Genomic DNA, 25241 nt, shown 5'->3' on the forward strand with positions numbered 1-25241 from the left:
TCTGATTCCTAAGCAGAGACGAAAGGCCGTGAAAAGATGAGTGGTTCGGGCGCGCGTACGGCGGCTGACACAGTGGCTTACGGCGTGGTGCCGACGGACACCACGCAGGACGTGCAAAGGCGGGGGGCGGGCGTTTCAGCACAGGTGGCCGTCCTTCCCGTCGGCAGTTTCGAACAGCACGGTCCGTTCCTTCCGCTGGCGACCGACACGCTCGTCGCCTGCGCCGTGGCGCGGGAGATCGCCGCCGCGTACCCGGTACACCTCCTTCCTCCGGTGACGGTCTCCTGCTCGCACGAGCACGCGGACTGGCCGGGGACCGTCAGCATCTCGTCCGTCACCCTCCATGCGGTGGTCCGGGACATCGCGGCGTCGCTGCGCCGCTCGGGCGTCGACGCGCTCGTCGTGGTCAACGGGCACGGCGGCAACTATGTTCTGGGCAACGTCGTGCAGGAGGCCTCCGCGCGCGGTGAGCGGATGGCGCTGTTCCCGGCCGCCGAGGACTGGGAGGAGGCGCGGGAGCGGGCGGGGGTGCGTACCTCGCTGCTCACCGACATGCACGCGGGGGAAATCGAGACCTCGATTCTGCTGCACGCTCATCCCGAATTCGTCCGCCCTGGTCACGAGTCCGCCGATTTCACCGCTGACGACCGTCGTCATCTGCTCACCGTGGGAATGTCCGCCTATACCGAATCGGGTGTCATCGGCCGTCCTTCCCTGGGTTCGGCGGAAAAGGGGAAGGAACTGCTGGCGAGCCTGGCGGAATCCTTCGAGTCGTATTTCGCGTTGCTCACCTCGGCGGAGGGCCGCGGGTAGTCCGCTGCGGGGCCGTCCGGTACGGCGGCCGGGGTGCGCAGGCCGCCGTACCAGCGCACGGCGAGGACGACGGCGCCGGGCAGGCTCGCCACGAAGCTCAGCACGCCGTACACGACGGCGACGGCGACCCCGGTGTCCGCGCCGAGTCCCGCGGCGCCGAACGCCCAGGCGGTGACGCCCTCGCGGGGTCCGAAGCCGCCGACGTTCAGCGGCAGTCCCATGGCGACCAGGGCGAGGACGGCGAGCGGGACCAGCTCCGCGACGGAGGCGGCGGAGCCGGCGACCCGGGCGGCCACGACGAACATCGCCAGGTGCCCGGCCAGGACGACGGCGGAGGACAGCGCGATGCCCGGTCCGCCCCGGCGGGACAGCAGGCCCTGGCGGGCCTCGCCGAGCGCGGTGCGCAGGCCCCCGGCACGGCGGGAGGGCGCACGGCTCATGCGGACGGCGAGGCCGACGGCGAGGGCGCCGGCCACGCCGAGGGCCACCAGCGGGGCGAAGTCCCGGGCCTGCGCGCGGACCGGGGACGGCAGGGTGGGCAGCACCGCCGCGGCGAACACGGCCAGCGCGATCTGCCCGGCGACGCGTTCCAGGACGACGGCCTGCACCCCGCGCCGCAGGTCACCGGCGCTCTGTCCGTGCCGGACCGCCCGGTGCACATCGCCCAGGATCCCGCCGGGGAGCGCCGCGTTGAGGAACAGCGCCCGGTAGTAGTCCGCGACGGCGGGGCCCAGCGGCAGCCGGATGCGCAGGCCGCGGGCCACCAACTGCCAGCGCCAGGCGCTGAACACGGTGGTGACCACGCCGATGCCCAGCGCGGCCAGCACCGTCACGGTGTCGATCCGCCGCAGCCCGTCGACGAGCACGCCCGTGCCCAGCCGCCACAGCAGGAAGCCGAGGATGACGACGCCGGCGGCGGTGCCGAAGTGCGTCCGCAGCGTGCGGATGCGGGGGCGCCGTGGGGTGGGCGCGGGCTGCGACGACGACGGTTGCGGGGACGAGGGCGGGCTCTCCGGGAGCCCGGTGCCGGTCGCGGGGGCTGCGCCTGCCGCTGCCTGCGCCGTACCCGCACTCCGCACGCGCGTGTGAACCGTACCGGCGCCGTACACGCACACGCCTGCCGGGCCACCGTGGTGCACGCGCGCGTGCGTGCTGTGTGCGTCGGAGCGCTGTCCGGACTCCGTCGCCGCCGAGCGCCTGGTCATGACGCGCCGCCCGTCGGCCGGGGCAGGGCCAGCAGGTCGCTGTGGTGGACGACGGCCCGCAGCTCACCGGCCGCGCAGGCGGCCAGCCGGTCCCGCAGATAACGCTCGGCACGGTCGCGCAGTTCGGGCCGCTGTTCCACGGCCGCGCCCACCCAGCCGCGCAGCCACTGCTCGGTCAGCGCCGACTCCTCGGGACCGAGCCGCCACGGGCTCGGCTGTACGCGTACGGTGGCCCCGCGCGCGGCGAACGCGTCGCAGGCCACGGTGACCGCGTCCGGGCCGAGCAGCCCGCCGCGCCGCTGATGGGCGTTGAACGCCTCGGTGATCTCCGCGTCCAGCGGGTCGGCCGGGGTGAGTTCGACGCGTCCGGCGACGGACAGCGTGAGCAGCGCGGGACAGCCGGCCCCGGTGCAGGCGTCGGCCAGGGTGACGACCTCCTCGCGGGTGAGGACGTCGAGCAGCGCGGAGGCGGTGACCAGTGAGGCGCCGGCCAGTGCGTCCGGGGTCAGCCGGGCCACGTCGCCGAGCCGGGTCTCGACGGTGACGCTGCTGCCGTCGGCGGCGGAGCGCGGGGAGCCCACCGCGGCGAAGTGCAGCAGATAGGGGTCGCGGTCGTGCAGGACCCAGTGCTGGGCCCCGTCCAGGCGAGGCGCGAGCCAGCGGCCCATCGAGCCGGTGCCGCAGCCGAGGTCGTGCACGGCCAGTGCGCCGGTGCGGCCCGGCAGGTTCGCCAGCCGGACCCGCAACGGGTCCAGCACATCCCGCGCGCGGGCGGCGGCGTCGGCCGGTTCCCGCAGCCGCAGCCATTCGGGCGCGTACCGGGGCGGTTCCCCGGGCTCGGCGTCGCGATCGCGCAGCCGTACCGTGGCCCGCTCACCCGGACGGCCGACGGGACCGGCCCCGGCGACGACCGAGGAGTCCGCGGCGCCCTCCGCGTGCGCGGTGGCACCGCCGAAGCCACCGGCAGCCGCACCGTGGGTCTCCGTACTCTCGCCGGCTCGGCCCCCGGCCCCGGCATCCGGGCCCAAGGCCCCCGTGCCGCCCGCCGCATCCGCAGGACCGTCGCCGGTCTCCCGCACCGACGCCACCTCCTCCACCTCGCCCTCGCCCTCAGTCCTTGGAGCCGGCTTCGGCTCGCCCTCGGCCCCACGCGCCGCAGTCGGCTCCCTCGGCCCGCCCTGGGCCGGGATCGAGGTCATGTTCATCGTGATGTCCGGCGTGGTCATGCCGCCCTCCTCGGGGCTTCGGGGAGTCGGGCGAGGACTGTGGCGAGGCTGCGGGCGGTGGCGGCCCAGCCGTCGAGTGCGGCGCGGCGGCCGCGGGCCGCGGCCTTGAGCCGGCGGCGTACGTCGGGCTCGCCGAACCAGCCGCGCAGTTCGGCGGCGAGGGCGGCCGGGTCCTCCGGCGGGACGAGGATGCCGGGTACTCCGCCGTCGGGGGCGCGGCCGACCGCCTCGGGCAGGCCGCCCACGTCAGTGGCGAGGACCGGGATGCCGCGGGCCAGGGCCTCGGTGACCGCCATGCCGTAGGTCTCAGCGTAGGAGGTGAGGACCATCAGGTCGGCGGCGGCGTACGTGGCGTCGAGGTCGGCGCCGGAGCGCGGGCCGGTCAGGTGCAGCCGGTCGGCGAGGCCGTACCGGGCGATCAGCTCCCGCAACCGCGCCACGTACTCGGGGTCGTGGCCGAGTCCGCCGACCAGCTCGCAGGTCCAGGGCAGGTCCCGTACGGTCGCGAGCGCCTCCACGAGCCGGTGCTGGCCCTTGCGCGGGGTGACCGCGGCCACGCACAGCAGCCGGGAGACGCCGTCGGTGCCGGGCGCGAGCGGGGCGATGTCGGCGCCGGGCGCGGCGACATGCACCCGTTCGGGGGCGAGTCCGTGGTGGGAGACCAGCCGCCGTACGGCCCAGTCGCTGGTCGCGATGACGGCGGGCGCGGCGCGCAGCACGGCGCGTTCGCGGGCGTCGAGGTCGGCGGCGACGGCCGGAGCGAGGCCGGTCTCGTCGCCGAGCGGCAGATGGACGAGGACGGCGAGGCGCAGCCGGTCGGCGTGCGGGCCGACGAGCTCCGGGACGGCGCAGGCGACGAGCCCGTCCAGCAGCACGACCGCGTCGTCCGGCAGGTCGCCCAGGGTGCGGGCGAGGTGGTCGCGGGCGGCTCGGTCGGGGCGCGGCCAGGTGCCGGGCGCGGCGTGCCGGGTGACCTGCCAGCCGAAGCCGGGCAGGTCCAGGCAGACGCGGCGGTCGTAGGCGTTGCCGCCGCTGGGCGCGGCGGGGTCGTCGACGCCGCCCGGCAGGACGAAGTGCACCGTGCGCAGGGACATGGGGGTGATTCCGGCCTTCCCGACGGCGACGACGGCTGTGGGCTGCGCCGGGACGTAGGTCAGCCGTGCCCGCTCCCTGGTCGTCCCGGTCACAGGCCACGCTCGTAACTCGCCCAGGCGATGTGCGACTCGTGCAGGGTGACGGTGATGCCCGCGAGTTCCTTGGCGCCCTCGCCGAGGCCGCCCTTGTGGATGCGTTCGGCGAGCCGGTCGGCGATGACCTTGGCGAGGAACTCGGTGGAGGTGTTGACGCCGGCGAACTCGGGTTCGTCGTCGAGGTTGCGGTAGTTCAGCTCGGCCGTGATGAGGCGCAGTTCCTGCGTGGCCAGGCCGATGTCGACCACGATGTTGTCCTCGTCCAACTGCTCCCGGCGGAAGGTGGCGTCCACGAGGAACGTGGCGCCGTGCAGTCGCTGCGCGGGCCCGAACACCTCGCCGCGGAAGCTGTGGGCGATCATGATGTGATCGCGGACAGTGATGCTGAACAACGGACGACCCTCCAGGTACGACGCGTCTGGTCCCCCTGTCCCTACCCGGCGGGGGATGCCGTGTAGTACGGCTCTTGGCTTCCCCGCGTTCAGCCCTCTCTCACTCTTTTCTCAGGTCAGGCCCGTCTCGGCGTACCGGATCCGGTGGCACAGGGCGGGGATCTCGCCGGAGGCGAGCTTCGGCATGACGTCCGGGAGTTGCTCGAAAGCGCTCTCCCCGGTGATGAGCGCGTCCAGTGCCGGGTCGGCGAGCAGGTCGAGGGCAAGCGCCATCCGGTCGGCGTACGTGCGGCCGGCGCGGGCCGCCGGGGAGACGGTGCCGACCTGGCTGCTGCGCACGGTGAGCCGGCGGGAGTGGAAGGCCTCACCGAGCGGCAGGCAGACCCGCCGGTCGCCGTACCAGCTCAGTTCCACCACCGTACCCTCGGGGGCGAGGAGTTGCAGCGCGCGGGTGAGACCGGCCTCGCTGGCGCTGGCGTGCACGACGAGGTCGCAGTCGCCGAGGGCCTCTTCGGGCGTGGCGAAGTCCACGCCGAGCGCCTCGGCGGTCTTGGCGCGGCCCGGGTCGGCGTCGACGAGCTGGAGGCGGACGCCGGGGTAGCGGGCGAGCAGTGCGGCGACCGAGCAGCCGACCATGCCGCCGCCGACCACCGCGATCCGGTCGCCGATCTGCGGTGCCGCGTCCCACAGGGCGTTCACGGCGGTCTCCACGGTCCCGGCGAGCACGGCCCGCGCGGCGGGCACGCGTTCGGGCACGACGGTCACGGCGTTCACCCGAACGACGTAACGGCTCTGGTGCGGATACAGGCAGAAGACCGTTCGCCCGATCAGCTCGGCCGGGCCCTGCTCCACCTCGCCGACGCTGAGGTAGCCGTACTTCACCGGGCCGGGGAAGTCACCCTCCTGGAACGGCGCCCGCATCGCGGCGTGTTGGCTCTCGGGCACGGCGCCGCGGAAGACGAGCGTCTCCGTGCCGCGGCTGACGCCGGAGTAGAGCGCCCGCACCAGGACCTCATCCTCGGCGGGCTCCGCGAGGGTGATGTCGCGCAGCTCGCCGTGGCCGGGTGAGCGCAGCCAGAACGCGCGGGCCGAGCGGTTCATCGGCATCCTCCTGAACAGTAGGGAAGTTGTTCACGTACCGAGAAGTGCACAGGCCGCGCACAGTACGCGGCGTGATCGACTCTGTCACTCGGCCGGAGGGTGTGCGGTGGCCCTGAACAACACGTATGACGCGAGGCCTCAGCAGGAGACCGCTGTGGGAGCGGGCGTACAGCTCCTGCTGCTGGCCCTGCTCGGCACGGCGATAGGCATGGGGCCGGCCGGCTGGCTGACGGGCCTGGCGTTCGCGTTCGCCACCTGGGCGGTGCTGGCGCGGGCGCTGCACCGCTCCTGCCTGCGTTCCCTCGGCCCCGCGAACCGGGTCACCCTCGGCCGGGCGACCCTCGTGGGCGGCGTGACCGCGCTGGTCGCGGACTCCTTCGAGAGCGCGCCGCCGGTGACCCTGCTGGTCGGCCTGACCGCCGTCGCCCTGATACTGGACGGCGTCGACGGCAAGGTGGCCCGCCGCACGGGTACGTCGACCGCGCTCGGCGCGCGCTTCGACATGGAGGTCGACGCGTTCCTGATCCTGGTGCTGAGCGTGTACGTGTCCACGCAGCTCGGCCCGTGGGTGCTGCTGATCGGCGGGATGCGGTACGCCTTCGTCGCCGCGGCCCGCATGGCCCCCTGGCTGAACGCCCCGCTGCCGTCGTCCTTCGCCCGCAAGACCGTCGCCGCGGTCCAGGGCATAGCCCTGCTCCTGGCGGGCGCCGAGCTCCTTCCCCGTCCGGCGAACCTGGCGATCGTGCTCCTCGCCCTGGGCTCGCTGATGTGGTCCTTCGGGCGGGACGTGTGGTGGCTGTGGCGCACCTCGCGCATCACCGTGGAGGCGGCGGCCGGGGCGGAGCTGCTGGAGCTGGCGGCGCGCTGAGACCGCAGGGCGGCGTGGGAAAGGGCCCGGACCGGGTTGCCGGTCCGGGCCCTTCGCTCGGCTTCGGACGACGTTACGACCGCGCGCCTCGGCTTCGTACGATCGCGAACGCGGCGGCCGCGAGACCGAGGACGCCGACGACCAGCCCGGCGACGCCGAGTCCACGGGCGGTGGAGTCGCTCGCGTCGGCCGTCTTGGCACTGGCGGAGGCGGAGGCGGTCTTGGCGGGCGCGGGCGCGGCACTCGCGTCACCGGCCGTCAGCTTCAGCACCGGGGCCGGGTTCACCGGCTCGTCGCCGCCGGCCGATTCCTCGATCCAGCGCGCGACCTTGCCGTCGGAGTAGGTCTGCAGGGTCTTGAACACCAACTGACCGGTGTCGTCCGGGAGTTGACCGAAGGCGACGTCGAAGTCCTCGTACTGCCCGGCGCCGATCCTTCCACCGGTGAAGGTGATCTCGGAGGCCGCCTCGGTGATGGTGCCGTCGTCGGTCTTGACCGGCGTCTTGAGCTTGGTGGTGGTGACCTTGGCGGTCCAGCCGTCCTGCGGGTGGACGAGCACGCCGAGGACGGGGTGGTCGGTGGGCAGGAAGACCTGCACCTTGGTGGTGGAGGCGCTGTCCTCCTCGTTGGGGACGCGGAAGGTGAGCACGCCGTCGGTGGCCCCCTTGGCGTAGCTCTGGGGGTGGACGGTGACGTGCGCGGAAGCGGTACCGGCGGCGGCGAGGACCGTGGCGGCGGCCACGGCGGCCACGGTTCCGGCGCGGCGCGCGGTGAGACGTGATGCGGGCATGGTGAGTCGATCTCCGTACGGGCGACGTGTGGGACAGGTCAGAGCGAGTACGGGATCGGGGCAGGCGGTCCCCGTCTGCTGACCGCGTGCCGCAACAGGGTCAGGCGGAGCGGTCCGGGCGCGGCCGGGACGCGCGGGGCGGGACCGGCGGGCGCGGGCAGCGGCGTGTCGCGCCACCAGGCGGTGAGGCCGGGTACGAGCGTGGCGGCCCGCCGCAGCAGCGACCACAGCGCGGCCTCGCCACGCCGCAGCCACCAGGAGGCGGCCAGCGCGGCGAGGAGGTGGGCGGCGGTGGCGTGCAGGGTGGTGGGCGGGTGGGCCGACGCCTGGGCGTGCATCGCCGCCATGGCGTGGCCGGGCATGGCCGGGCGCCCGCCGTCGGGGTGGGCGGCGTCGAAGCCGAGGTGCAGTGCGGCCTGGGTGAGCAGCATGGCCGCGCCGATGCCGGGCAGCGATCGTTCCTGTTTGCCCAGTGCCCAGCCGAGGGCGAGTACGGCGAGGAATCCGGCCGCGTCGGCCCACAGCGGCGGCATGTCCCCCATGGCGAGCCCGTGCCCGGCGGCGGCGAGCAGCACGCACACCGCGGCGAACACCGCGGCACGCAGGGCTCTGACCGCCGGGGACGCACTCATGGTGAGGGATCCTCCCACGGACGGGAGATACGCGGGGCGCCGATGTCCTGTTCAGGGTCGAGACCGAGGAACCCGAGCGAACGCGTTTCCGCCACAGGTCCGTGCAACCGGGTCGACGCTGTCCGTGGACGGAGGGCGAGCTGGTACTACCCGGCCGTCGCGGCGCTCTCGGGAGCGGGCTCGGGACTGGTGATCTCCGGCGGAGAGCTCGTCCTCGCCGATGCCGCATTCGTCCTCGGGCTTGCGTCCCGCGGCGTCGGCCAGGTCTCGCTGTTCTACGGTCACGACCCCGAAGAGCCTGCCGAGAAGCTCTTCGTGATGTCAGTCGTGAACGTCGGGACGGCAAGTTCTGCCACCGCCAAGACTGCCGCGATGGCAGACCTGTCGAAGCTCACCCAAGCGCTTTACCGGGGCAAGACATGGAAGGTGCTGAACGAGACACTTGTCGCCAAGGTTTCCTCGCAGTTCGCGAAGGCATTCAACTTCCGCCTGGGGGATCGTCGACGCCGCCGAGATGGCGTACCGGCGTCGGTTCCTGCTGGAGAAGTACCCGCATCTCGCTGACGAGGAGGCACCCGGACCGTTTCTCGGCGACGACGCCGACGTGCCGGACGACGCCGACGAGGAGATCAGCGTGCTAGGCGAGATCGTAGAGGCGGGCGGACCCGACCTTCACTGACCCCTTGTGGCCCGGCGGTACATGCCATCACGCGACCGCCGGGACAACGCGGCTCAGCACCCCGCCGCGAACCCCACGAATCGCGCCCAGCCGTCCCGGCCGACGGCGAAGTGAGGACGCGTCACGTCCTTGGAGTCTCGTACGTGCACGTCCTGCTCGGTGACGGCGACCTCGATGCAGCTGTCTCCCTGTGCGCTGCTGTAACTGGACTTGAGCCAGTCGAGTTCGGACGTGCTCATAGCGCTCCTCGCATCCGCTCCAGTAGGCCCACGGAGTCCTTCGGGGAGAGGGCCTGCGAGCGCAGTCTTGCATAGCGCATGTGCAGTCGGCTGACCTGTTTTGGGTCAGCGATCAAGCGACCGTTCTCTTGCCCTTCCGAGTACCCACGCCAACTGCCGTCGGAAGTCTCCAACAGCTGGATCGGTCCAGCCATGCATGCGTGGTGCTCGGCATTCGCGGGCATGATCTGAAGCGTGACGTTCCTCGGCGCAACGGCCTCCAAGACGTGGTCGATGAGATCGCGGGTCACGTCCAGACCGCCGAGACGTCGCATGAACACTGCCTCTTCCACGATGAAGTCGAAGGCCGTGTTCGGGCGCTCTCCCAGCAACCGTTGCCGCTCCAAGCGCGCCTGAACCGTAGCCTCCAACGCGTCATCCGACAGAGGCGGGGTGTCGTTCTCGCAGAGAGCACGCATGTACCCCTCCGACTGTAACAACCCCGGCACCAACCGGCACTCATACGTACACAAACCCACCGCGACCCGCTCCAGCCTCGCCCACCGCCGGAACCAGGCCGCCAGCCCCGCCTCCCCCCGCGTCAGGAACTTCGCCGCCCTCCTCAGCGCCCCGGTGTTGCCCAGCGCCTCCTCCGCCCGCTCCACGAAGGACTCGTCCGGCATGCGCCTCCCCAACTCCACGGACTCCACGGTGTGTTTGGAGAAGCGGACCAGCTCGGCGAACTCCGCCCTGCTGAGCCCCGCGTGCTCGCGCAGGGCCTGGACGACCGCCCCGAACGTGCGCAGACTGTCGGAGGGGTCCGGCTCCCGCTCCGCCTCGCAGACCGCGATGTCCTCGACCTCACTCGCGCCCACCGCCATCCGCGGCCACCTCCAGGTGCGTACGTACCGTGCTGCGTCCCCGCGCTCGACAGCACCCAGCGTGACGGCATGATCCCCGTACCGTCCACCGATCGTGCCCGTACGCTGACGCACCGTACGGGCCGCACCCCTGGTTCCCGCCCCCGCGCGCCCGTCACGGTGGCCCCATGAAGACCACCGTTCCCCAACTTGCGGCGTTCCTGCACACGTTCTCCCAGCTGCTGTCGTCCACCCGCAGAGGCGCACGCCTGGCCCGGCTGCTCGCCGCCGAACAGCTCCGCGCCTGGGAGGTGTCACCCGCCGTCATCGAACGCGCCGAGCAGATCGTCGCCGAGATCGCCGCCAACGCCGCCCTGCACGGCAGGGTGCAGGGCCGGGACTTCCGCCTCGCCCTCACCCTCGACACCGCCACCGGAATGCTGCGCATCGCCGTCAGCGACGCACGCGGCGACCACCTCCCGGCGCCCACCACGGACGCCCGGCCGGAGGAGGCGGAGTCAGGCCGCGGTCTCCTCCTTGTCATCACTCTCGCCGACCGCTGGGGCACGGAACCGTACCCGCCCGCCGGCAAGACGGTCTGGGCGGAACTCGACTTCCGCCGGCCAGGCCGTCCCGGCGTCCGGTGACTGCATCTCCGCCCTGTTCAGCCCTCAGCCCCCAGGGACCACAGCTGGCGCCGCTCCAGGCTGATTGGTGCACAACCAGGGTCAAACCATGGGGATGGTCAGCCGGGCCGGGCAAGAAGGACGCCTCCGGTGTCTGGCAGGTCAGCACCCCCAGGGTCAAGCTGAGCAACACGGTGACCGACGCCGACAGCAGCACGGTCAACCTCACCTTCGAGGTATGGACCGCCGACTCGTCGGGGAATCCCAAGACGCAGGTCAAGATCAGCGACAACCAGTACGGCGTCCTGGTGTCCGACTTGGTCAAGTCAGGTGCGCCTCCGTCAGCGTGGGGGCTGGAAGACTGAAGCCGAACGTCGACTACGTCTTCCACACCTCCGCCTACGCCAAGGACAGCGGCCTGTACGAGACGTCGTGGTCGCCGTGGGCGCGATTCCGCGTCGGGATGTCCGTCGACCTGACCCTGCCCAACCCCAATGCCTCGGCGCAGAATCCGGACCAGTCCGCCCAGCCGTACACGAACACGATGGCGCCGCCCTCTCCGTGGAAGACCACGGCCGGCCCGAGCCGCGATCACTCCCTCGCCCCCGGGTTGTTCCCGACCCGCTGCACCACCTCCTCGGACGGAGTGAAGGTGTGCGGCAAGGCCGAGCCCTACAACGGCCGTAACTTCACCCTCCACCGTGGAACCGGCTCGCAGGGGAAGGCCGCCGCGCAGCCGTCCCTGGTCGGCAACTGCGACCCGGCCAACCCGCGGGCGGGGCTGTGGACCACGCGCTTCGAGGAGTGCTCCTCGTTCACCATGGAGTGGGAGGCGTCCCTCAACAACGCTCCCGTGGGCACCGTGAAGGCGCTGGTGGTCGACGAGCGCAAGCTCGACCCGCAGTCCGGGAACATCACCGAGCGGATCAACGTCACCGACGTGGACGTTCCGGCAACCATTCCCGCGTTCACCCTGGACGCCCCGACGATCGACTGCGAGCCCTCCGGTAACTGCGCCGTCCAGACCATCGGCGGCTGGCAGGGCGCGGCCGCATGGGTGCCCGGGGACCACCACAGCGTGACCTCGGACGCGTCCTACCTCTGGGGGCCGACCCTGACCGGACCGTCCTCCACCAAGCCGCAGGTGATGAAGCTCGGCGTCGCGGTCGCACTGCAGGGCAACCCGAAGATCCCGGGCAAGACGGTTCAGTCGACGCCCGCGGTCTTCGTGGACGTCGCGGGCGGCGACCTGGAGAACGGCGGAGCCCTGGACCAGATCCGATGCGACAACACCAAGATCGTCAACAAGGTGCCGACGATCGGCTGCGTGTTCCACAACTACGTGGCGACCTACACCTTCAACGCGGCGAAGTACCCGCAGGCCGCTTCGCACGCCTGGCTGATCCAGCACAAGCTGGCCAACCACCCCGGCAGCCAGGCCGACAGCAAGTCGCTCTACTTCCTGCCCAACGGCGACACCGGCGCCCTCAACGGTACGACGGACAAGCCGAACTGCGATGAGTACGCGTTCAACTCCACCTACAACAGCGGCGGAATGCCCTCACTCGCCGGCGGCCTGAACCCGGTCGGCAGCGGGGACGCCTGCGTGCAGACACTTGCGAGCAAGCAGGACGGCGCCGTGCACCTGTTCAACATCGACGGCCTCGTGCCGACGTGGAAGGAGGTCTGCGGACGATCCGCGATCTCCGGGAGCGACAACAGCGGATCGATGGCCGGGTTCGCAACCTTCAACGCCAACCAGCGCCTGCTCGACCGGGACCCGTACTGGCTGAACACGAACATGAGCGCGGCGTGCTCCGACGACAGCACGACCGTGAAGTGCACCATGACCGCGAACAACCGATAGCACCGCTTTGCCGAGAGGGGGCCGCCGCGCCGAGAGGGCGCGGCGGCCCCGCTGCTACCGGTTCACAGGGGCGAGGGCAGGTGCACCGCGGGCAGCAGCCCCTGCTCGATCTCCCGACGCGGCAGCGACAGCCCGAGCTGTTCGCCCACCGCGCCGAACAGCCTTCTCGCCAACTCCTCGTCCTCGTCCTCGGGGTCCTCGCAGCCGGGGAAGGTCTCCCGCACCGCCCCGGCCCGGCGCATGGCCGCATCCAGCGCTGCGAACGCCCCGAGCCGGTCCGTGAGCGGGAACGCGGTCTCCAGCAAGCTCTCGCCGGGCTCGATGGACCTCATTTCGCCGGCTGCGTCGCCGTAGTACACCCATGGGGACTCGTGCAGAAAGCGATCGAGGCAGACGAGTTCCTCCCCCTGCCCCACCAGGGTGTCCTCGCCCAGCCGGTCGAGGAAGACGAGGTGCCAGGTGGACCGCTCGACCTCCAGGACGTACGCCCACTCGCCGCTGCGGCCGAACATCGCCACACTGTCGCCCGGGTCCACGCTCAGCCTGTCGAAGTCCTTGAACAGTGCGGGCCGTTCGGCCTTGGGGCGATCCGCGCCGAGGCGGACCACGAAGTCCACCGGGTCCACGCCCCGCACCGCCGTGAGGCAGATGTCCGAGAGCATCCCGTCCTTGACGATCGCACCGCTGTACCAGTGCTCGCCGATCCACCCCAAGCCGTCCGTCATCGCGCCGCCCCCTCTCCTCACTCCTGGCGCACACGCTACCGAGCCTCGGAACGGCTCGTGCGGGCTGAGCCGGGCCGGCGAGGAAACCGACCGTGAGCCGTACCGGCTGGTGCGCACCTGGGTGCATTCGGGCGGCCGGTACCGTGCCCCCACGCCGCCGGCCGGTGTCACGCGTGGAGTGCCACGCACTCCCGCAGCATTGGAGCCGCAACGAAGAACTCGTTGACACCGCTAACAATATCTTCATGGTCTCGTGAGGGCGCCATGGTCACGCCCCCGTCCAGTCCCGAGTGTGCGGGCCGGTGGGCAAAGGCTCCCCTCCCGTGTCCACCGGCCGGCGGACCGGCCCGGTTCAGGCGGCCCGGCGGGTCTGGCCGCGGTGGCGGCGGACGAGGTCCGCGTACCGGTGGCCGCTGCCCTTGATGGTGCGCACCTGGGTGCGGTAGTCGACGTGGACGAGGCCGAAGCGCTTGTCGTAGCCGTACGCCCACTCGAAGTTGTCCAGCAGGGACCAGGCGAAGTAGCCGGCCAGCGGCGCGCCGCGGCGGGCGGCCGAGGCGCAGGCGGCGAGGTGGTGTTCCAGGTAGTCCTGGCGTTCGGGGTCGTCGATGCCGCCGTCGGGACGGACCACGTCCGGGAAGGCGGAACCGTTTTCCGTGACGTAGATCTTCCGGGCGGCGTACTCCTCGGTGAGCCGCAGCAGCAGCGTCTCGATGCCGCTCGCGTCGATCTCCCAGTCCATGCCGGTGCGCGCAACGCCGTCCCGGCGCACCGCGCGGACGTACGGCGCCGGGGCGCCGGGCGCGTCGGCGACGTACGCGGGGAAGTAGTAGTTCAGGCCGAGCCAGTCCAGCGGCGTCGCGATCGTCGCCAAGTCGCCCGTGCGGAGCGGGAGTTCGGTGCCGTAGGTCTCGATCATGTCGGCCGGGAAGCCGCGGCCGTGCACCGGGTCGAGCCACCAGCGGTTGACATGGCCGTCCTGGCGGTCGGCGGCCGCCACGTCCTCGGGGCGGTCGGTGGCGGCGTGCACGGTGGAGAGGTTGTTGACGATGCCCACCTCGGCCCCGGGGGCTGCGGCGCGGATCGCCTGGGTGGCCAGGCCGTGGCCGAGGAGGAGGTGGACGGAGGCGCGGACGGCGGCGGTGAGGTCCGTCCAGCCGGGGGCCATCGTGCCCTCCAGATGGCCGATCCAGGCCGAGCAGCTCGGCTCGTTCAGCGTGGTCCACAGCTTGACGCGGTCGCCGAGGCGGGCCGCCACGGCCGAGGCGTACTCGGCGAGCGCGAAGGCGGTGTCCCGCTCGGGCCAGCCGCCACGGTCCTGCAGCACCTGCGGCAGGTCCCAGTGGTAGAGGGTGACCGACGGGGTGATGCCCGCCTCCAGCAGGGCGTCCACCAACTCGTCGTAGAAGGCCAGGCCCCTGGGGTTCACCGGGCCCGTTCCGCCGGGCAGCACGCGTGGCCAGGCCACCGACAACCGGTAGGCGTTGACGCCGAGTTGCCGCATCAGGCCGATGTCCTCGCGCCAGCGGTGGTAGTGGTCGCAGGCGACGTCGCCGGTGTCGCCGTTCGCGACCTTCCCCGGGGTGTGGGAGAAGGTGTCCCAGATCGAGGGCGTACGGCCGTCCTCGGCGACGGCTCCCTCGATCTGGTACGCCGCGGTGGCCGTGCCCCACAGGAAGTCGTGCGGGAGTGCGGCGAGGTCGATGCGTTCGGACACGGAAGTCCCTTCGGGATCAGGGGTGTGGGTCGCTCGGGTCACTTGACGGCGCCTGCCGTCAGACCGGCGACGAGATAGCGCTGCAGCAGGAGGAACCCGGCGACCACGGGGACGCTGACGACCAGCGAGGCGGCCATGATCTGGTTCCAGTAGACGTCGTTGAGGGTGGAGTAGCCCTGGAGGCCGACGGCGAGGGTGCGGGTGGTGTCGTTGGTCATGACGGACGCGAAGAGCACCTCGCCCCACGCGGTCATGAAGGCGTAGACGGCGACCGCGACGATGCCGGGGACCGCGGCCGGTGCGACGACCCTGAGCAGCGCGCCGAGCGGGCCGCAGCCGTCCACCAGCGCCGCCTCGTCCAGGTCCCGGGGCACCGAGTCGAAGTACCCGATCAGCATCCAGATCGAGAACGGGAGGGAGAAGGTCAGATAGGTGAGGATCAGGCCGCCGCGGGAGCCGAACAGGGCGATGCCGGTGGCGTTGCCGATGTTGACGTAGATCAGGAACAGGGGGAGCAGGAAGAGGATGCCGGGGAACATCTGCGTCGACAGGACCGTCACCGTGAAGACGCGCTTGCCGCGGAAGTCGTAGCGGCTGACGGCGTAGGCGGCGAACACGGCGATGACGACCGAGCAGACCGTCGCCGCGCCCGCCACGATCAGCGAGTTCATGAAGTACTTCGCGAGCGGGACCGTCGACCAGATGTCGATGTACGGCCGGATGGTCAGGCCGCTGGGCAGCCAGCGGAACTTGCCGGTGACGTCCGCGAGCGGCTTCAGCGAGCTGGAGACCATCACGTACACCGGGGTCAGCACGAATCCGGTGAGCAGGGTGAGGAAGATCCGCCGGGACCAGAGGAACGAACGTGCTGGTGCCATGGGCGAGTTGGGGCTAGACATCGGCGGCCCTCCGTCCGCGCGAGGTGAACAGCAGGTACCCGCCCGTGACGACGAGCAGGAAGAGCAGCAGCAGGACGGACATGGCGGAGCCGGTGCCGAAGTTCCAGGTGACGAAGGACGCCTGGTAGATGTGGACCGAGATGAGGTCGGCGGCCTCGGGGGCGGACTTGCCGAACAGCACGTACGGCGTGTTGAAGTCGTTGAACGTCCACAGGAAGAGGACCAGCACCAGGACCTGGTTGACCGGGCGCAGCGAGGGCAGGGTGATGCGGCGGATCTGCTGCCACGTCCCGGCGCCGTCCAGCGCGGCGGCTTCGTACAGCTCCCGGGGGATGTTCTGCAGCCCGGCCATCACGATGAGGAAGGCGAACGGCCAGCCCTTCCACACCGACACGGTGAGCAGGGCGTAGAAACTGTTGTCGCCGATCAGCCAGAAGGACGGTTTGCCGGTGAGGTGCAACTGGTCGTGCAGGACGTGGTTCACCAGGCCGTTGTCGTGCTGGAACATGAACACCCAGGTGATGACGGCCGCGTAGACGGGCAGCGCGTACGGCACGAGGAACAGGGCGCGCAGCAGGCCGCGGCCTCGGAAGGTGTCCTGCATGCAGATCGCGGCGGCGGTGCCGATCAGCCAGCACAGGGCGACCGACAGCAGGGTGAAGCCGACGGTGACGAAGAAGGAGTGCAACAGCGCGTCGCCCACGGGCGCGTCGAAGTCCACCGACACCTTGTAGTTGCCGAGGCCGGACCAGGGGGCGGTGCTCCAGTCGCGGATGTAGAACTGGGTGAGTTCCTTGAAGCTCATCACGATGCCGATGACCATCGGCACCAGGTGGACGAGGAGTTCGAGCAGCAGGGCGGGCAGGAGCAGCAGGTACGGCAGGGAGGCGCGGCGCAGCCGCCCGGTGCGGCGGCGGGGTTCGCGCGCAGCCGCACCGGACGGTGCCTGCGCCACCGGCTCCTTGAATGCGGTGGTCGTCATCGTCCCTCTCACGCCGCCGGCATCTGCTGCTGGGCCTTCCGCAGCGCGGCCTTGACCGAGTCGGTGGTCACGGCGCGCCCGGCGGCGGCGTCGGCGAACAGGTCCTTGACGGCCGTACCGACCGCCGTCTCGAACTGCGACTCGGAGGCGACCTGCGGCAGGGCGGCCGCGCTGGTGGCGAGGGTGTTCTTCAGCACCGTCGTGTCCGGGGTGCCGAAGGCGGGGTCCCCTTGCGCGGACTTGACCGACGGGATGGTGCCGTAGGCCTTGTTGAGGATCTTCTGCTCGTCGTCGGAGGTCATGAACTTCACGAACTTCGTGGCGCCGTCGAGGTTGTGGGTGTTCTTGAAGACGGCGAGGTTGATGCCGGCGACCATCGAGTCGACCTGGGTGCCGGTGCCGGGGGTGCCGGAGATCACCGGTACGGGCGCGATGCCGTAGGCGTCCGCGCCCATGCCCTGGGACTTGAGGTTCGCGGAGGCCGACTGCCACAGCAGCATCGCCTGCTTGCCCTTGGCGAAGTCGCTGACGGACTGGTTCTGCGCGTACTCGGCGTCGCCGACCGGGATGACCTTGTCCTTGGCCATCAGGTCGACGTAACTCTTCACCGCGTCGACCACCTTGGGGTCGGTGAAGTCGGGTGTGCCGTCGGCGGTGAAGAAGTCGGCGCCGTGCTGCTTGGCGAAGACGAAGACGTGGTGGATGTTCTCCGCCAGGTTCGAGCCCTCGGCGCCGAGCGCGGACTTGCCCTTGGCCTGGATCTTCTTGCCGTCGGCGACCAACTCGTCCCAGGTGGCCGGGGGCTTGGCGATGCCGGCGTCGGCGAAGATCTTCTTGTTGTAGTAGAGGGCGTAGGCCATCGAGTACAGCGGGACGGCGGCCGGGTCCTTGCCCTGGGCGCCAGTGGAGCCGAGCGCGGAGTCGACGAACCGGTCCCTGCCGCCGATCCGGGCGAAGTTCTTCGTGTCCCACGGCAGCAGCGCGCCGGTCGCCTGGAGGGACGCGCTCCAGCTGTTGCCGATGTTCAGCACGTCCGGGCCCTGACCCGAGGTGGTCGCGGTGAGGATCCGGTTGAGCAGGTCGGTCCAGGGCACGACCTCCAGCTTCACCGTGATCCCGGTCTGCTTCTGGAACTTGTCGAGTTCGGGCTGGAGGACCTGCTTGTCGACGGCGATGCTGGCGCCCTGGTTGGAGGCCCAGTACGTCAGCGTCTTCGGTGAGTCGTCGGACCCGCCGCCGCTGGACGAGCCTCCTCCGCAGGCCGTGGCCGCGAGGACGAGAGACAGGGTGACGGCGCCTGTGGCCGCGGCTCGGATGCTGCGCATGGCTCCTGGTATCCCTTTCCGGGAGTCGAGAACCCCGAGGGCTGCTCACGTGAGCCGGCACCCGTGTGGATCCGTTCGGCCCCCGAAGCTCCTCATGGCTTAATTTAGGACGTGAGTTAAACCTCGGGAGAAACGCTCGTCAAGGGATCCGGCAGCGGCAACCGCCTTGACTGCCCGGCAAATCGGGAGAAGCGGGGAGGCCGGGCGGCGGCGCTGTGCGACCGTACCGTGCGTGACCTGCGACGGGAGAGCCGCGGCGCCGTTCTGCAACGGTTGTGTGTCGACGGCCCGATGAGCCGCCCCGTGGCGCATGCGGCCGTAGATCTCAGCACAACACCGCGTGGCTCGGGGCGCGTTGTGGTCCGGCGGCTGCGCGTCGTTCGCGGCTGGTAGCGCGGTTCCCCGCGCGCCCCGAACACCCCACCGAACGGTGCCGGAGCGTCGGGATGGGGGCCCGCACCACCCGCCCTGTCGGCTGGTGGTGCGGGCCCCGCCCCGCTACCGGACCGGGACCGGTCGCGGTGCCGGGGCGTAACCGGCGGGCCGGGCGGTGAAGGTGCCCCGGCCCTGGGTGCGGCTGCGCAGGCGGGTGGCGTAGCCGAACAGTTCGGCCAGGGGCACGGTCGCCGTCAGGACGGCCACGCCACCACGGGTCTCGGAGCCGGTGACCCGGCCGCGCCGGGCGGCGAGGTCGCCGAGGACCGAGCCGACGGCGTCCTCCGGCACGGTGACCGTGACCTCGGCCACCGGTTCCAGCAGGGCGGCCGTGCAGGCGCGCAGGGCTTCGCGGAGCCCGAGCCGGCCGGCGGTGCGGAAGGCCGTGTCGGAGGAGTCCTTCACATGGGTGGAGCCGTCGGTGAGCGTGACCCGCAGCCCGGTCACCGGGTGCCCGTCCAGCGGACCCTCGGCGAGCGCGTCCCGGCAGCCGGCCTCGACCGCGCGCACGTACTCCTGCGGCACCCGCCCGCCGACCACGGCGGAGCGGAATTCGAAGCCGATGGCGCCCGGTTCGGCGCCGAGCGGCTCCACGTCCAGGACGACGTGCGCGAACTGCCCCGCTCCACCGTCCTGTTTGACGTGCCGGTACACGAACCCGGACACTCCGTCGACGACCGTCTCGCGGTAGGCGACCCGCGGTCGGCCCACGCTCACCTCGGGTCCGCCGTCGCGGCGGATCTTCTCCACCGCGACCTCCAGGTGGAGTTCGCCCATCCCGGACAGCACCGTCTGCCCGGTCTCGGCGTCGGTGCGCACCACCAGCGAGGGGTCCTCCTCGGCCAGCCGCGCCAGCGCCGTCGCCAGCCGGCCGGTGTCCGCGCGCAGCCGGGCCTCGACCGCCACGGACACCACCGGCTCGGCGGCGACGGGCGGTTCCAGGAGCAGCGGGGCACCGGGGTCGCACAGCGTGGAGCCGGTCCGTGCCGACTTCACCCCGGCGAGCGCGACGATGTCACCGGCGACCGCCCGGTCCAGCTGGACGTGCCGGTCCGCCATGACCCGCAGGATGCGCGCCACGCGCTCGGTGCGCCCGGTTCCCGGGTCCCACACGGTGTCTCCCTTCTCGATGGTGCCCGCGTACACACGCACATAGGCCAGCCGTCCGGTGGTGCTCGCGTGCACCTTGAACACCAGTCCCGCGAACGGCACTTCGGGGTCGGCGGCCCGCTGCTGTTCGGTGCCCTCGTGGACACCGCGTACGGCGGGGACGTCCAGCGGCGAGGGCAGATAGGCCACGACCGCGTCCAGCAGCGGTTCGATACCACGGTTGCGGTAGGCCGAGCCGCACAGGACGACCACACCGCCCCCGGTGCGGGTGAGGTCGCGCAACGCCTCCGCCAGCGTGCCGGAGCCGAGCGTCCCCCGGTCGCAGAACTCCTCCAGGGCGGCGGGATGCAGCTCCGCCACCGTCTCCTCCAGCGCCCGGCGCCGCCGTGCCGCCTCCTGCCTCAGCGGCTCGGGCACGGGCCCCTCCACGGCCGTACCCGCGCCGTCGGGATCCGTCGCCCAGACCAGCGAACGCATCCGTACGAGGTCCACCACACCGGTGAACCCGTCCTCCGCGCCGATGGGCAGCTGCACCACGAGCGGGACGGGATGCAGCCGCTGCCGAATCGACTCGACGGCCCGGTCCAGGTCGGCGCCCGCGCGGTCCATCTTGTTGACGAACGCGATCCTCGGTACGCCGTGCCGGTCGGCCTGCCGCCACACCGACTCGCTCTGCGGCTCGACCCCGGCGACGGCGTCGAACACGGCGATCGCCCCGTCGAGGACGCGCAGCGAGCGCTCGACCTCGTCGGCGAAGTCGACGTGGCCGGGGGTGTCGATGAGGTTGATGCGGCGGCCGTCCCAGGCGCAGCTGACGGCGGCGGCGAAGATGGTGATGCCGCGGTCGCGTTCCTGCGGGTCGAAGTCGGTGACGGTGGTGCCGTCGTGCACCTCGCCCCGCTTGTGGGTGGTGCCCGTCGCATACAGGATCCGCTCGGTGACGGTGGTCTTGCCCGCGTCGACGTGGGCGAGGATACCGAGGTTGCGGACGGCGGCGAGGGTGGTGGTGTTCGTGCGCACGGCCCAGGGCCTTTCTGCGGATCAGGCCTGACGTTCAGGACTGAATCGGGAAGAGGGCAGCGCGATTTCCCGTGCGTCCCAGGTCAGCGGAACGTCACGGGTGTCCGGTGCCGGCCGCGCAGCGGGCACCGGCACCACCGGGACACGAGGATCACCTCGTACCGGGAACGGGGAGTGACGACAGCGGTGCGTGCGCGCACGGCCGGACTCCCCTCTGTGTCGGACATCAAGGCGCCGCCGTACGGTCGTCGCGGCGCTCGGTACGGGATGACGGTACGAGAGGGACGCGGCCGGGGCACCTGGTTTTCCGTCAGGTCGGCGAGCAGGGCGTACGGTCGCGTCCGGCAACGGCGTGGGCGAACGGCGGCCCGGCTGACCGGAAGCGCAGGACGTGTGACCACCGCGGACGCCCGGTGGTCACACGTCCCCGAAGTCCGCCCGGGGTGGCGCGCTTTCAGCCGGTGACGCGGACGGGCAGTTCGGCCAGGCCGCGCATGACGATGTTGGGCACCCGGGCCGGGGTTCCGGTCACCGGTTCCAGGTCCAGCGCGGTCAGGGCGGACACCGCGGCCTGTGCGGTGAGCCGGGCCAGGGGCGCGCCGACGCAGAAGTGGATGCCCAGGCCGAAGCCCAGGTTGCGGCCGGCGGGCCGGTCCAGCCTGAGCTCGTCGGGGTCGTCGTAGACGGCCGGATCGTGGCTGGCCGCGCCGATCATCAGCATGACCTGCTCGCCCGGCTGGACGGTGTGCCCGGCGATCTCGGCCTCGGCCAGGGCGACCCGGGAGATCATCTGCACCGGCGGGTCGAAGCGCAGCATCTCCTCCACCGCGGCGGGCACCTGGTCGGGGTGGGCGCGCAGCCAGTCCCGTTGTGCGGGGCGGTCGAGCAGCGCGAACATGCCGTTGCCGATGAGGTTGACCGTGGTGGCGTACCCGGCCGAGAGCAGCAGTGTGCAGGTGACCTCCAGCTCCTGCGGGGTCAGCGTGTCACCGCCCTCCTCGACGGCGACCAGCTCGCTGATCAGGTCGGTGCCCGGCTCGGTCCGGCGCTGCTCGGCCAGCTCGCCGATGTAGGCGTACAGCTCGGCGCGGGCGCTGTCCCGTTTGGCGACCTCCTCGGGGGCGAGCAGGAAGCTCGGGTCCAGGCCGCGGGCGATATCGCCGGACAGCTCGTCGAACCGGGCGGCGTGCTCGGCCGGCACGTCCAGCAGCGCGTTCTGCATCCGGCCGGGCAGCGGGTGCGCCACCGCACGCATCAGGTCGATCGGGCCGTCGCCCGCCTCGGCGCGGGCGGTCTCGATCAGCTCGCGCACGACCCGCTCGGCGGTGGCGCGCATCCGGTCCACCTGGCGCGCGGCGAACGCCTTGCCGACCAGGGCCCGGATCCGGGTGTGCGCGGGCGGGTCGGCGAAGATGAACGGCCGGATTACCGAGCCGTCGGGCTCGGTGCGGAAGTGGTCGGCGACGGTGGCGCCGTCGCCCCAGCCGAAGCGCTGGTCGCGCAGCACGGCCGAGCAGGCCTCGTGCCCGGTCACCGCCCACAGCCCCAGCGGGGTGCGGGTCACCGGGCCCTTTTCCCGGATCTGCGCATAGACCGGGTAGGGGTCGGCCAGGAAAGCCGGGTCGAACGGGTCGAAGGGCAGCAGCTGGGCTATGAAGCCCGGGTCGAGCATCGGTGCTTCGGTCATTGACTACCGTTCCCAACCCCGCGCGGGACAGCGGTCGCCGCGCGGAAGGATGTCGTCTCGGTGCGGGGGGGCGAGGGGTGTGCCGGGTGTCAGCCCGCGGCGACCGGGGTGGTCGCGGTGAAGGTCACCGGCAGATGGTCCAGGCTGTTGGCCACCAGGCTGGGCGTCCAGGTCAACTTCTCTTCCGGGTCGGCCAGTTGGAGGTCGTCGAACCGGTCGAACAGGGTACGCAGCGCGATGCGGGCCTTGAGCCTGGCCAGCGGCGCGCCGATGCAGAAGTGCGTGCCGTGGCCCAGCGCCAGGTGCTTGGAGGCGTCGCGGTGGATGTCCAGCGTCCGGGGTTCGGGGAACTGCCCGGCGTCGTGATTGGCCGCGGCCAGCGAGATCATCACATGCTCGCCCGCCCTGACCTGTGCGCCGCCCAGCACCATGTCCTGCGTGGCGAAGCGGTACACCACGGTGAACACCGGGCTGGTCAGGCGCAGCAGCTCCTCGATGGCCGGGCCGAGCGCCTCGGGGTCGCTCTTGACCTCGGCCAGCTGCTCGGGGTTGCGCAGCAGCGCGAGGATGCCGTTGGACAGCAGGTTGATGGTGGTCTCCGCGCCGGCGAGGAGCAGCAGCATGACCGTGGAGCGGATCTCCAGGTCGGCGAGGGCGTCGCCGTCCTCGTTGGCCTGCACCAGACCGGAGATGAGGTCCGGGCCGGGTTCGGCGCGGCGCTGCGCGGTCAGGTTCGTCAGGTACTCCTCGAACCAGCCGACCGAGGCGACGACCTCCTCCGGGCCGGACGAGTTGCCCAGGCCGACGAAAATGTAGGTGTTGCGCTCGAACTCGTCGCGGTCGGCCAGCGGCACGCCCAGCATCTCGTACAGCACCGTCGAGATCAGCGGTGAGATGAACGCGTCCTTCAGGTCGGCGGTGCCCGCCTCCGCGACCGCGTCGAGCAGTTCGTCGGTGATCTGCTGGATCCGCTCGGCGAGGTCGGCCACCCGGCGCGGGGTGAACGCCTTGGAGACCAGCCTGCGCAGCCGGGTGTGCTCGGGCGGGTCGGCGAGGTTCATGTGCTGGTTGAGGATGGACTTGCGCCCGTCGTAGCCCAGCGAGGGCCACAGCTCGGGCAGCGCGTTGTCGAAGTTCTTGCTCAGCTTGCGGTTGTTGAGCGCGGCGAGCGCGTCCTCGTACCGGGTGATCATCCATACCGGGTTGCCGTCGGGCAGCAGCAGCTGCTCCACCGGGCGGGGCTCGGGCAGCCCGGGTGTCCACGGGCGGGGGCCCGCCGCGGCGTCGGCGTGCACGGGACAGCCGGTGGCCGCTTCACCGTCGGGGTTCGGCATGTCGTGTCCTTTCATGGTCGGTGCTCGGCCGTCACCGAGCGGTCGTAGCCGGGCGTGGTGGGGGCCAGTGCCGCGAGCTTCGCGGCGACGCCGGGGAACCGGTCGGCAGTGCCGGAGGCGGCCACATAGCCGTCCGGGCGCAGCAGGACGAACCGCTGGGTACGGCCGGTCAGCGGGAAGTGCGCGACCAGGCCGGGCAGCCGCCTGGCCAACTCGACTGCGGCGGTGGTGAGTTGGGTGCCCTGGCCGCCGTAGGTGATCAGCTGGAACCGGCCGGCCAGTTCGTCGTACGGCCTCGGGATCCACCGGGGGTCCCGGGTCCCGGGGCGCGGCCTGGAGCGGTGCGTGCCGTCGGCCGGGGCGCCGAGCAGCACGTCCGGGTAGCGGCTGCGCCAGCCGGCCAGCATCGGCGCGTAGCCGCGGGCCAGCACTCCGGAGACCTGGAGCAGCCGCCAGGTGAGGTCGCGGATCCGGCGGGCCGCGGGACCGGCCACGGCCTGGCGCGCCATCCGGCCGGTGGCCTGGAGGGTCTGCGCGATCGCGGCGCGCCGCTCGGGGTCGTAGGTGTCCAGGATCGACTCGTGCAGCCGGCCGTGCACCACGCCGGCGAGCTTCCAGGCCAGATTGCGGGTGTCGGGGATGCCGAGGTTGAGACCCTGGCCGCCGATCGGGCTGTGCACGTGCGCGGCGTCGCCGACGAGAAAGCAGCGGCCGGAACGCAGGGCGCCGGCCACCCGCTCGTCGCTGGAGAACAGCGTCACGGTGCGCACCTCGGTGAGGCGAAGGCCGCCGGGGCCGCGCTCGTCCAGCAGGGCCTGGGCGTGCTCGGCGGTGGCCTCGGTGCCTTCCGGGACGGCGCCGGAGATACGGAACTCGCCGCCGGGCAGCGGGGCGATCAGGGCGACGCCGGTGTCGGCGAGGAAGTAGTGGATCTCCTCGGTGCTGATCCCGCCGGTCCCGTTCCCGCCCTCGATGCGGCCCTCGGCGAGCAGGAAGGTGGCCGGGAAGCGGGCCCCGGAGAAGTCGATGCCCAACTGGGCGCGCACCTGGCTGTGCAGCCCGTCCGCGCCCACCACCCAGTCGGCCTCGATCTCGGTGGTGCCGCCGTCCGCACGGGTCGTGGTGACGGTGACCGTGTGTCCGTCCGGGGCGACCTTGGTGACCCGGGTGCCCCACTCGACGTCGATGCCACGCTCGGTCAGCGCTTCGGCCAGCAGCCGCCCGGTGCGCTCCTGGGGCAGCACCAGCGGGGCGTTGACCTCGGTCAGCGGCACCCGCACGGATGCGCCTGAGCCCAGGTGGTAGTGGAGCGCGGCGGGCTGGACGCCGTCCCGGGCGGCGCGCTCGGCCAGGCCGAGTTCGCCGAGCACTTCGCGCACCGGCGGCCACAGCAGGATCGCCCGGGAGCCGGTGTGCGGCTGGTTCTCCGCGTCGACCACGGTGACCTCGACGCCGAGCCGGCTCAGCTGCGCGGCCATGGCCAGGCCGCACGGGCCCGCGCCGACGACCAGGACGGTGGTACGCCGTTGTGTCATCGCTT

24 protein-coding genes and 1 pseudogene are annotated in these 25241 nt (G+C 71.8%); 7 read left to right on the forward strand and 18 right to left on the reverse strand.

Annotation, left to right across the window (positions count from 1 at the left end; translation table 11 throughout):
- Nucleotides 1-36 precede the first annotated feature (36 nt).
- Nucleotides 37-795 (forward strand): annotated as a pseudogene (locus BFF78_RS42770) (creatininase family protein); the annotation flags it as partial.
- On the opposite strand, the gene BFF78_RS47960 reads toward BFF78_RS42770, so the two are convergent.
- The 5 genes from BFF78_RS47960 to BFF78_RS07025 form a co-directional block, all read right to left on the reverse strand.
- Nucleotides 681-2018, reverse strand: coding sequence for a lysylphosphatidylglycerol synthase transmembrane domain-containing protein (locus BFF78_RS47960; protein ID WP_079161173.1), 1338 nt, complete (start codon nt 2016-2018; stop codon nt 681-683). The pseudogene BFF78_RS42770 and the gene BFF78_RS47960 overlap by 115 nt on opposite strands.
- Entirely contained in the window at nt 2015-3244 is a 1230-nt protein-coding gene (locus BFF78_RS07010; protein ID WP_418346625.1) for a class I SAM-dependent methyltransferase, read from the reverse strand. Before BFF78_RS07010 ends, BFF78_RS47960 begins: the two co-directional genes overlap by 4 nt.
- On the reverse strand, nt 3241-4431 hold the full coding sequence (locus BFF78_RS07015) for a glycosyltransferase family 4 protein (RefSeq protein ID WP_069777487.1): 1191 nt from the start codon (nt 4429-4431) through the stop codon (nt 3241-3243). The genes BFF78_RS07010 and BFF78_RS07015 overlap by 4 nt, the downstream gene beginning before the upstream one ends.
- Nucleotides 4428-4826 carry a 6-pyruvoyl trahydropterin synthase family protein gene (locus BFF78_RS07020; protein WP_069777488.1) on the reverse strand — a complete coding sequence of 133 codons (399 nt, stop codon included), beginning with the start codon at nt 4824-4826 and terminating at the stop codon, nt 4428-4430. Before BFF78_RS07020 ends, BFF78_RS07015 begins: the two co-directional genes overlap by 4 nt.
- A 111-nt stretch (nt 4827-4937) precedes the next feature.
- Nucleotides 4938-5927, reverse strand: coding sequence for a zinc-dependent alcohol dehydrogenase (locus tag BFF78_RS07025; protein ID WP_069777489.1), 990 nt, complete (start codon nt 5925-5927; stop codon nt 4938-4940).
- A gap of 106 nt (nt 5928-6033) precedes the next feature.
- On the opposite strand from BFF78_RS07025, the gene BFF78_RS07030 reads away from it, so the two are divergent.
- Complete coding sequence (locus BFF78_RS07030) at nt 6034-6795, forward strand: CDP-alcohol phosphatidyltransferase family protein (protein ID WP_069777490.1); 762 nt, start codon at nt 6034-6036, stop codon at nt 6793-6795.
- Between the two features lie 73 nt (nt 6796-6868).
- Here BFF78_RS07030 and BFF78_RS07035 read toward each other — a convergent pair whose 3' ends face one another.
- The gene (locus BFF78_RS07035; RefSeq protein WP_069777491.1) at nt 6869-7585 is read right to left on the reverse strand and encodes a YcnI family protein; all 717 of its coding nucleotides are present in this window, start codon (nt 7583-7585) and stop codon (nt 6869-6871) included.
- A gap of 38 nt (nt 7586-7623) precedes the next feature.
- Nucleotides 7624-8217 carry a hypothetical protein gene (locus BFF78_RS07040; RefSeq protein ID WP_069777492.1) on the reverse strand — a complete coding sequence of 198 codons (594 nt, stop codon included), beginning with the start codon at nt 8215-8217 and terminating at the stop codon, nt 7624-7626.
- Nucleotides 8218-8406: 189 nt separating this feature from the next.
- Between BFF78_RS07040 and BFF78_RS42775 the strand changes: the two genes are divergently transcribed.
- Both BFF78_RS42775 and BFF78_RS47965 read left to right on the forward strand, forming a co-directional pair.
- The gene (locus tag BFF78_RS42775) at nt 8407-8781 is read left to right on the forward strand and encodes an EcsC family protein (protein ID WP_237282544.1); all 375 of its coding nucleotides are present in this window, start codon (nt 8407-8409) and stop codon (nt 8779-8781) included.
- The gene (locus tag BFF78_RS47965; RefSeq protein WP_227025733.1) at nt 8732-8896 is read left to right on the forward strand and encodes a hypothetical protein; all 165 of its coding nucleotides are present in this window, start codon (nt 8732-8734) and stop codon (nt 8894-8896) included. Before BFF78_RS42775 ends, BFF78_RS47965 begins: the two co-directional genes overlap by 50 nt.
- 53 nt (nt 8897-8949) lie before the next feature.
- Here the strand turns inward: BFF78_RS47965 and BFF78_RS07045 are convergent, their stop codons facing one another.
- Nucleotides 8950-9135, reverse strand: coding sequence for a DUF397 domain-containing protein (locus BFF78_RS07045; RefSeq protein WP_069777493.1), 186 nt, complete (start codon nt 9133-9135; stop codon nt 8950-8952).
- Nucleotides 9132-9995, reverse strand: a complete 864-nt coding sequence (locus BFF78_RS07050) for a helix-turn-helix domain-containing protein (RefSeq protein WP_069777494.1) — start codon at nt 9993-9995, stop codon at nt 9132-9134. The genes BFF78_RS07045 and BFF78_RS07050 overlap by 4 nt, the downstream gene beginning before the upstream one ends.
- Nucleotides 9996-10162: 167 nt before the next feature.
- Here BFF78_RS07050 and BFF78_RS07055 point away from each other — a divergent pair, with 167 nt between their 5' ends.
- The 3 genes from BFF78_RS07055 to BFF78_RS07060 all read left to right on the forward strand — a co-directional run bounded on the left by BFF78_RS07055 (nt 10163) and on the right by BFF78_RS07060 (nt 12467).
- The gene (locus BFF78_RS07055; RefSeq protein ID WP_069777495.1) at nt 10163-10621 is read left to right on the forward strand and encodes an ATP-binding protein; all 459 of its coding nucleotides are present in this window, start codon (nt 10163-10165) and stop codon (nt 10619-10621) included.
- A gap of 173 nt (nt 10622-10794) precedes the next feature.
- On the forward strand, nt 10795-10965 hold the full coding sequence (locus tag BFF78_RS46005; protein WP_159032952.1) for a hypothetical protein: 171 nt from the start codon (nt 10795-10797) through the stop codon (nt 10963-10965).
- On the forward strand, nt 10947-12467 hold the full coding sequence (locus BFF78_RS07060; protein ID WP_069777496.1) for a hypothetical protein: 1521 nt from the start codon (nt 10947-10949) through the stop codon (nt 12465-12467). Before BFF78_RS46005 ends, BFF78_RS07060 begins: the two co-directional genes overlap by 19 nt.
- 62 nt (nt 12468-12529) lie before the next feature.
- On the opposite strand, the gene BFF78_RS07065 is transcribed toward BFF78_RS07060, so the two are convergent.
- From BFF78_RS07065 to BFF78_RS07105, 9 genes are all read right to left on the reverse strand, one after another.
- The gene (locus BFF78_RS07065; RefSeq protein WP_069777497.1) at nt 12530-13192 is read right to left on the reverse strand and encodes a hypothetical protein; all 663 of its coding nucleotides are present in this window, start codon (nt 13190-13192) and stop codon (nt 12530-12532) included.
- A 352-nt stretch (nt 13193-13544) separates the two neighbouring features.
- Nucleotides 13545-14909 carry a GH1 family beta-glucosidase gene (locus BFF78_RS07070; RefSeq protein WP_069777498.1) on the reverse strand — a complete coding sequence of 455 codons (1365 nt, stop codon included), beginning with the start codon at nt 14907-14909 and terminating at the stop codon, nt 13545-13547.
- A 38-nt stretch (nt 14910-14947) separates the two neighbouring features.
- The gene (locus tag BFF78_RS07075; RefSeq protein ID WP_069777499.1) at nt 14948-15787 is read right to left on the reverse strand and encodes a carbohydrate ABC transporter permease; all 840 of its coding nucleotides are present in this window, start codon (nt 15785-15787) and stop codon (nt 14948-14950) included.
- A 13-nt stretch (nt 15788-15800) separates the two neighbouring features.
- Nucleotides 15801-16790: a carbohydrate ABC transporter permease gene (locus BFF78_RS07080; protein WP_069777500.1), complete on the reverse strand. Its 990-nt coding sequence runs from the start codon at nt 16788-16790 to the stop codon at nt 15801-15803.
- Between the two features lie 8 nt (nt 16791-16798).
- Nucleotides 16799-18115 carry an ABC transporter substrate-binding protein gene (locus tag BFF78_RS07085; protein WP_069777501.1) on the reverse strand — a complete coding sequence of 439 codons (1317 nt, stop codon included), beginning with the start codon at nt 18113-18115 and terminating at the stop codon, nt 16799-16801.
- Nucleotides 18116-18613: 498 nt separating this feature from the next.
- On the reverse strand, nt 18614-20680 hold the full coding sequence (gene fusA / locus BFF78_RS07090) for an elongation factor G (RefSeq protein ID WP_069777502.1): 2067 nt from the start codon (nt 20678-20680) through the stop codon (nt 18614-18616).
- 454 nt (nt 20681-21134) lie between these two features.
- Nucleotides 21135-22367 (reverse strand): cytochrome P450, encoded by a 1233-nt coding sequence (locus BFF78_RS07095; protein ID WP_069777503.1) that lies wholly within the window; start codon nt 22365-22367, stop codon nt 21135-21137.
- 89 nt (nt 22368-22456) lie between these two features.
- Nucleotides 22457-23701, reverse strand: coding sequence for a cytochrome P450 family protein (locus tag BFF78_RS07100; protein WP_079161174.1), 1245 nt, complete (start codon nt 23699-23701; stop codon nt 22457-22459).
- Between the two features lie 11 nt (nt 23702-23712).
- The gene (locus tag BFF78_RS07105; protein ID WP_069777504.1) at nt 23713-25236 is read right to left on the reverse strand and encodes an FAD-dependent oxidoreductase; all 1524 of its coding nucleotides are present in this window, start codon (nt 25234-25236) and stop codon (nt 23713-23715) included.
- Nucleotides 25237-25241: the final 5 nt, after the last annotated feature.

The organism is Streptomyces fodineus (assembly GCF_001735805.1).
GTDB classification, from domain to species: domain Bacteria; phylum Actinomycetota; class Actinomycetes; order Streptomycetales; family Streptomycetaceae; genus Streptomyces; species Streptomyces fodineus.

Excerpts from the sequence above, each read along its gene's own strand:
- BFF78_RS07040 (WP_069777492.1), bottom strand. The coding sequence starts at position 8,217 with ATGAGTGCGTCCCCGGCGGTCAGAGCCCTGCGTGCCGCGGTGTTCGCC.
- BFF78_RS07055 (WP_069777495.1), top strand. The coding sequence starts at position 10,163 with ATGAAGACCACCGTTCCCCAACTTGCGGCGTTCCTGCACACGTTCTCC.
- BFF78_RS07010 (WP_418346625.1), bottom strand. The coding sequence starts at position 3,244 with ATGACCACGCCGGACATCACGATGAACATGACCTCGATCCCGGCCCAG.
- BFF78_RS07080 (WP_069777500.1), bottom strand. The coding sequence starts at position 16,790 with ATGACGACCACCGCATTCAAGGAGCCGGTGGCGCAGGCACCGTCCGGT.
- BFF78_RS07085 (WP_069777501.1), bottom strand. The coding sequence starts at position 18,115 with ATGCGCAGCATCCGAGCCGCGGCCACAGGCGCCGTCACCCTGTCTCTC.
- BFF78_RS07065 (WP_069777497.1), bottom strand. The coding sequence starts at position 13,192 with ATGACGGACGGCTTGGGGTGGATCGGCGAGCACTGGTACAGCGGTGCG.
- BFF78_RS07045 (WP_069777493.1), bottom strand. The coding sequence starts at position 9,135 with ATGAGCACGTCCGAACTCGACTGGCTCAAGTCCAGTTACAGCAGCGCA.
- BFF78_RS07025 (WP_069777489.1), bottom strand. The coding sequence starts at position 5,927 with ATGAACCGCTCGGCCCGCGCGTTCTGGCTGCGCTCACCCGGCCACGGC.
- BFF78_RS07035 (WP_069777491.1), bottom strand. The coding sequence starts at position 7,585 with ATGCCCGCATCACGTCTCACCGCGCGCCGCGCCGGAACCGTGGCCGCC.
- BFF78_RS07095 (WP_069777503.1), bottom strand. The coding sequence starts at position 22,367 with ATGACCGAAGCACCGATGCTCGACCCGGGCTTCATAGCCCAGCTGCTG.
- BFF78_RS07100 (WP_079161174.1), bottom strand. The coding sequence starts at position 23,701 with ATGCCGAACCCCGACGGTGAAGCGGCCACCGGCTGTCCCGTGCACGCC.
- BFF78_RS47960 (WP_079161173.1), bottom strand. The coding sequence starts at position 2,018 with ATGACCAGGCGCTCGGCGGCGACGGAGTCCGGACAGCGCTCCGACGCA.
- BFF78_RS07105 (WP_069777504.1), bottom strand. The coding sequence starts at position 25,236 with ATGACACAACGGCGTACCACCGTCCTGGTCGTCGGCGCGGGCCCGTGC.
- BFF78_RS07050 (WP_069777494.1), bottom strand. The coding sequence starts at position 9,995 with ATGGCGGTGGGCGCGAGTGAGGTCGAGGACATCGCGGTCTGCGAGGCG.
- BFF78_RS47965 (WP_227025733.1), top strand. The coding sequence starts at position 8,732 with ATGGCGTACCGGCGTCGGTTCCTGCTGGAGAAGTACCCGCATCTCGCT.
- BFF78_RS07075 (WP_069777499.1), bottom strand. The coding sequence starts at position 15,787 with ATGGCACCAGCACGTTCGTTCCTCTGGTCCCGGCGGATCTTCCTCACC.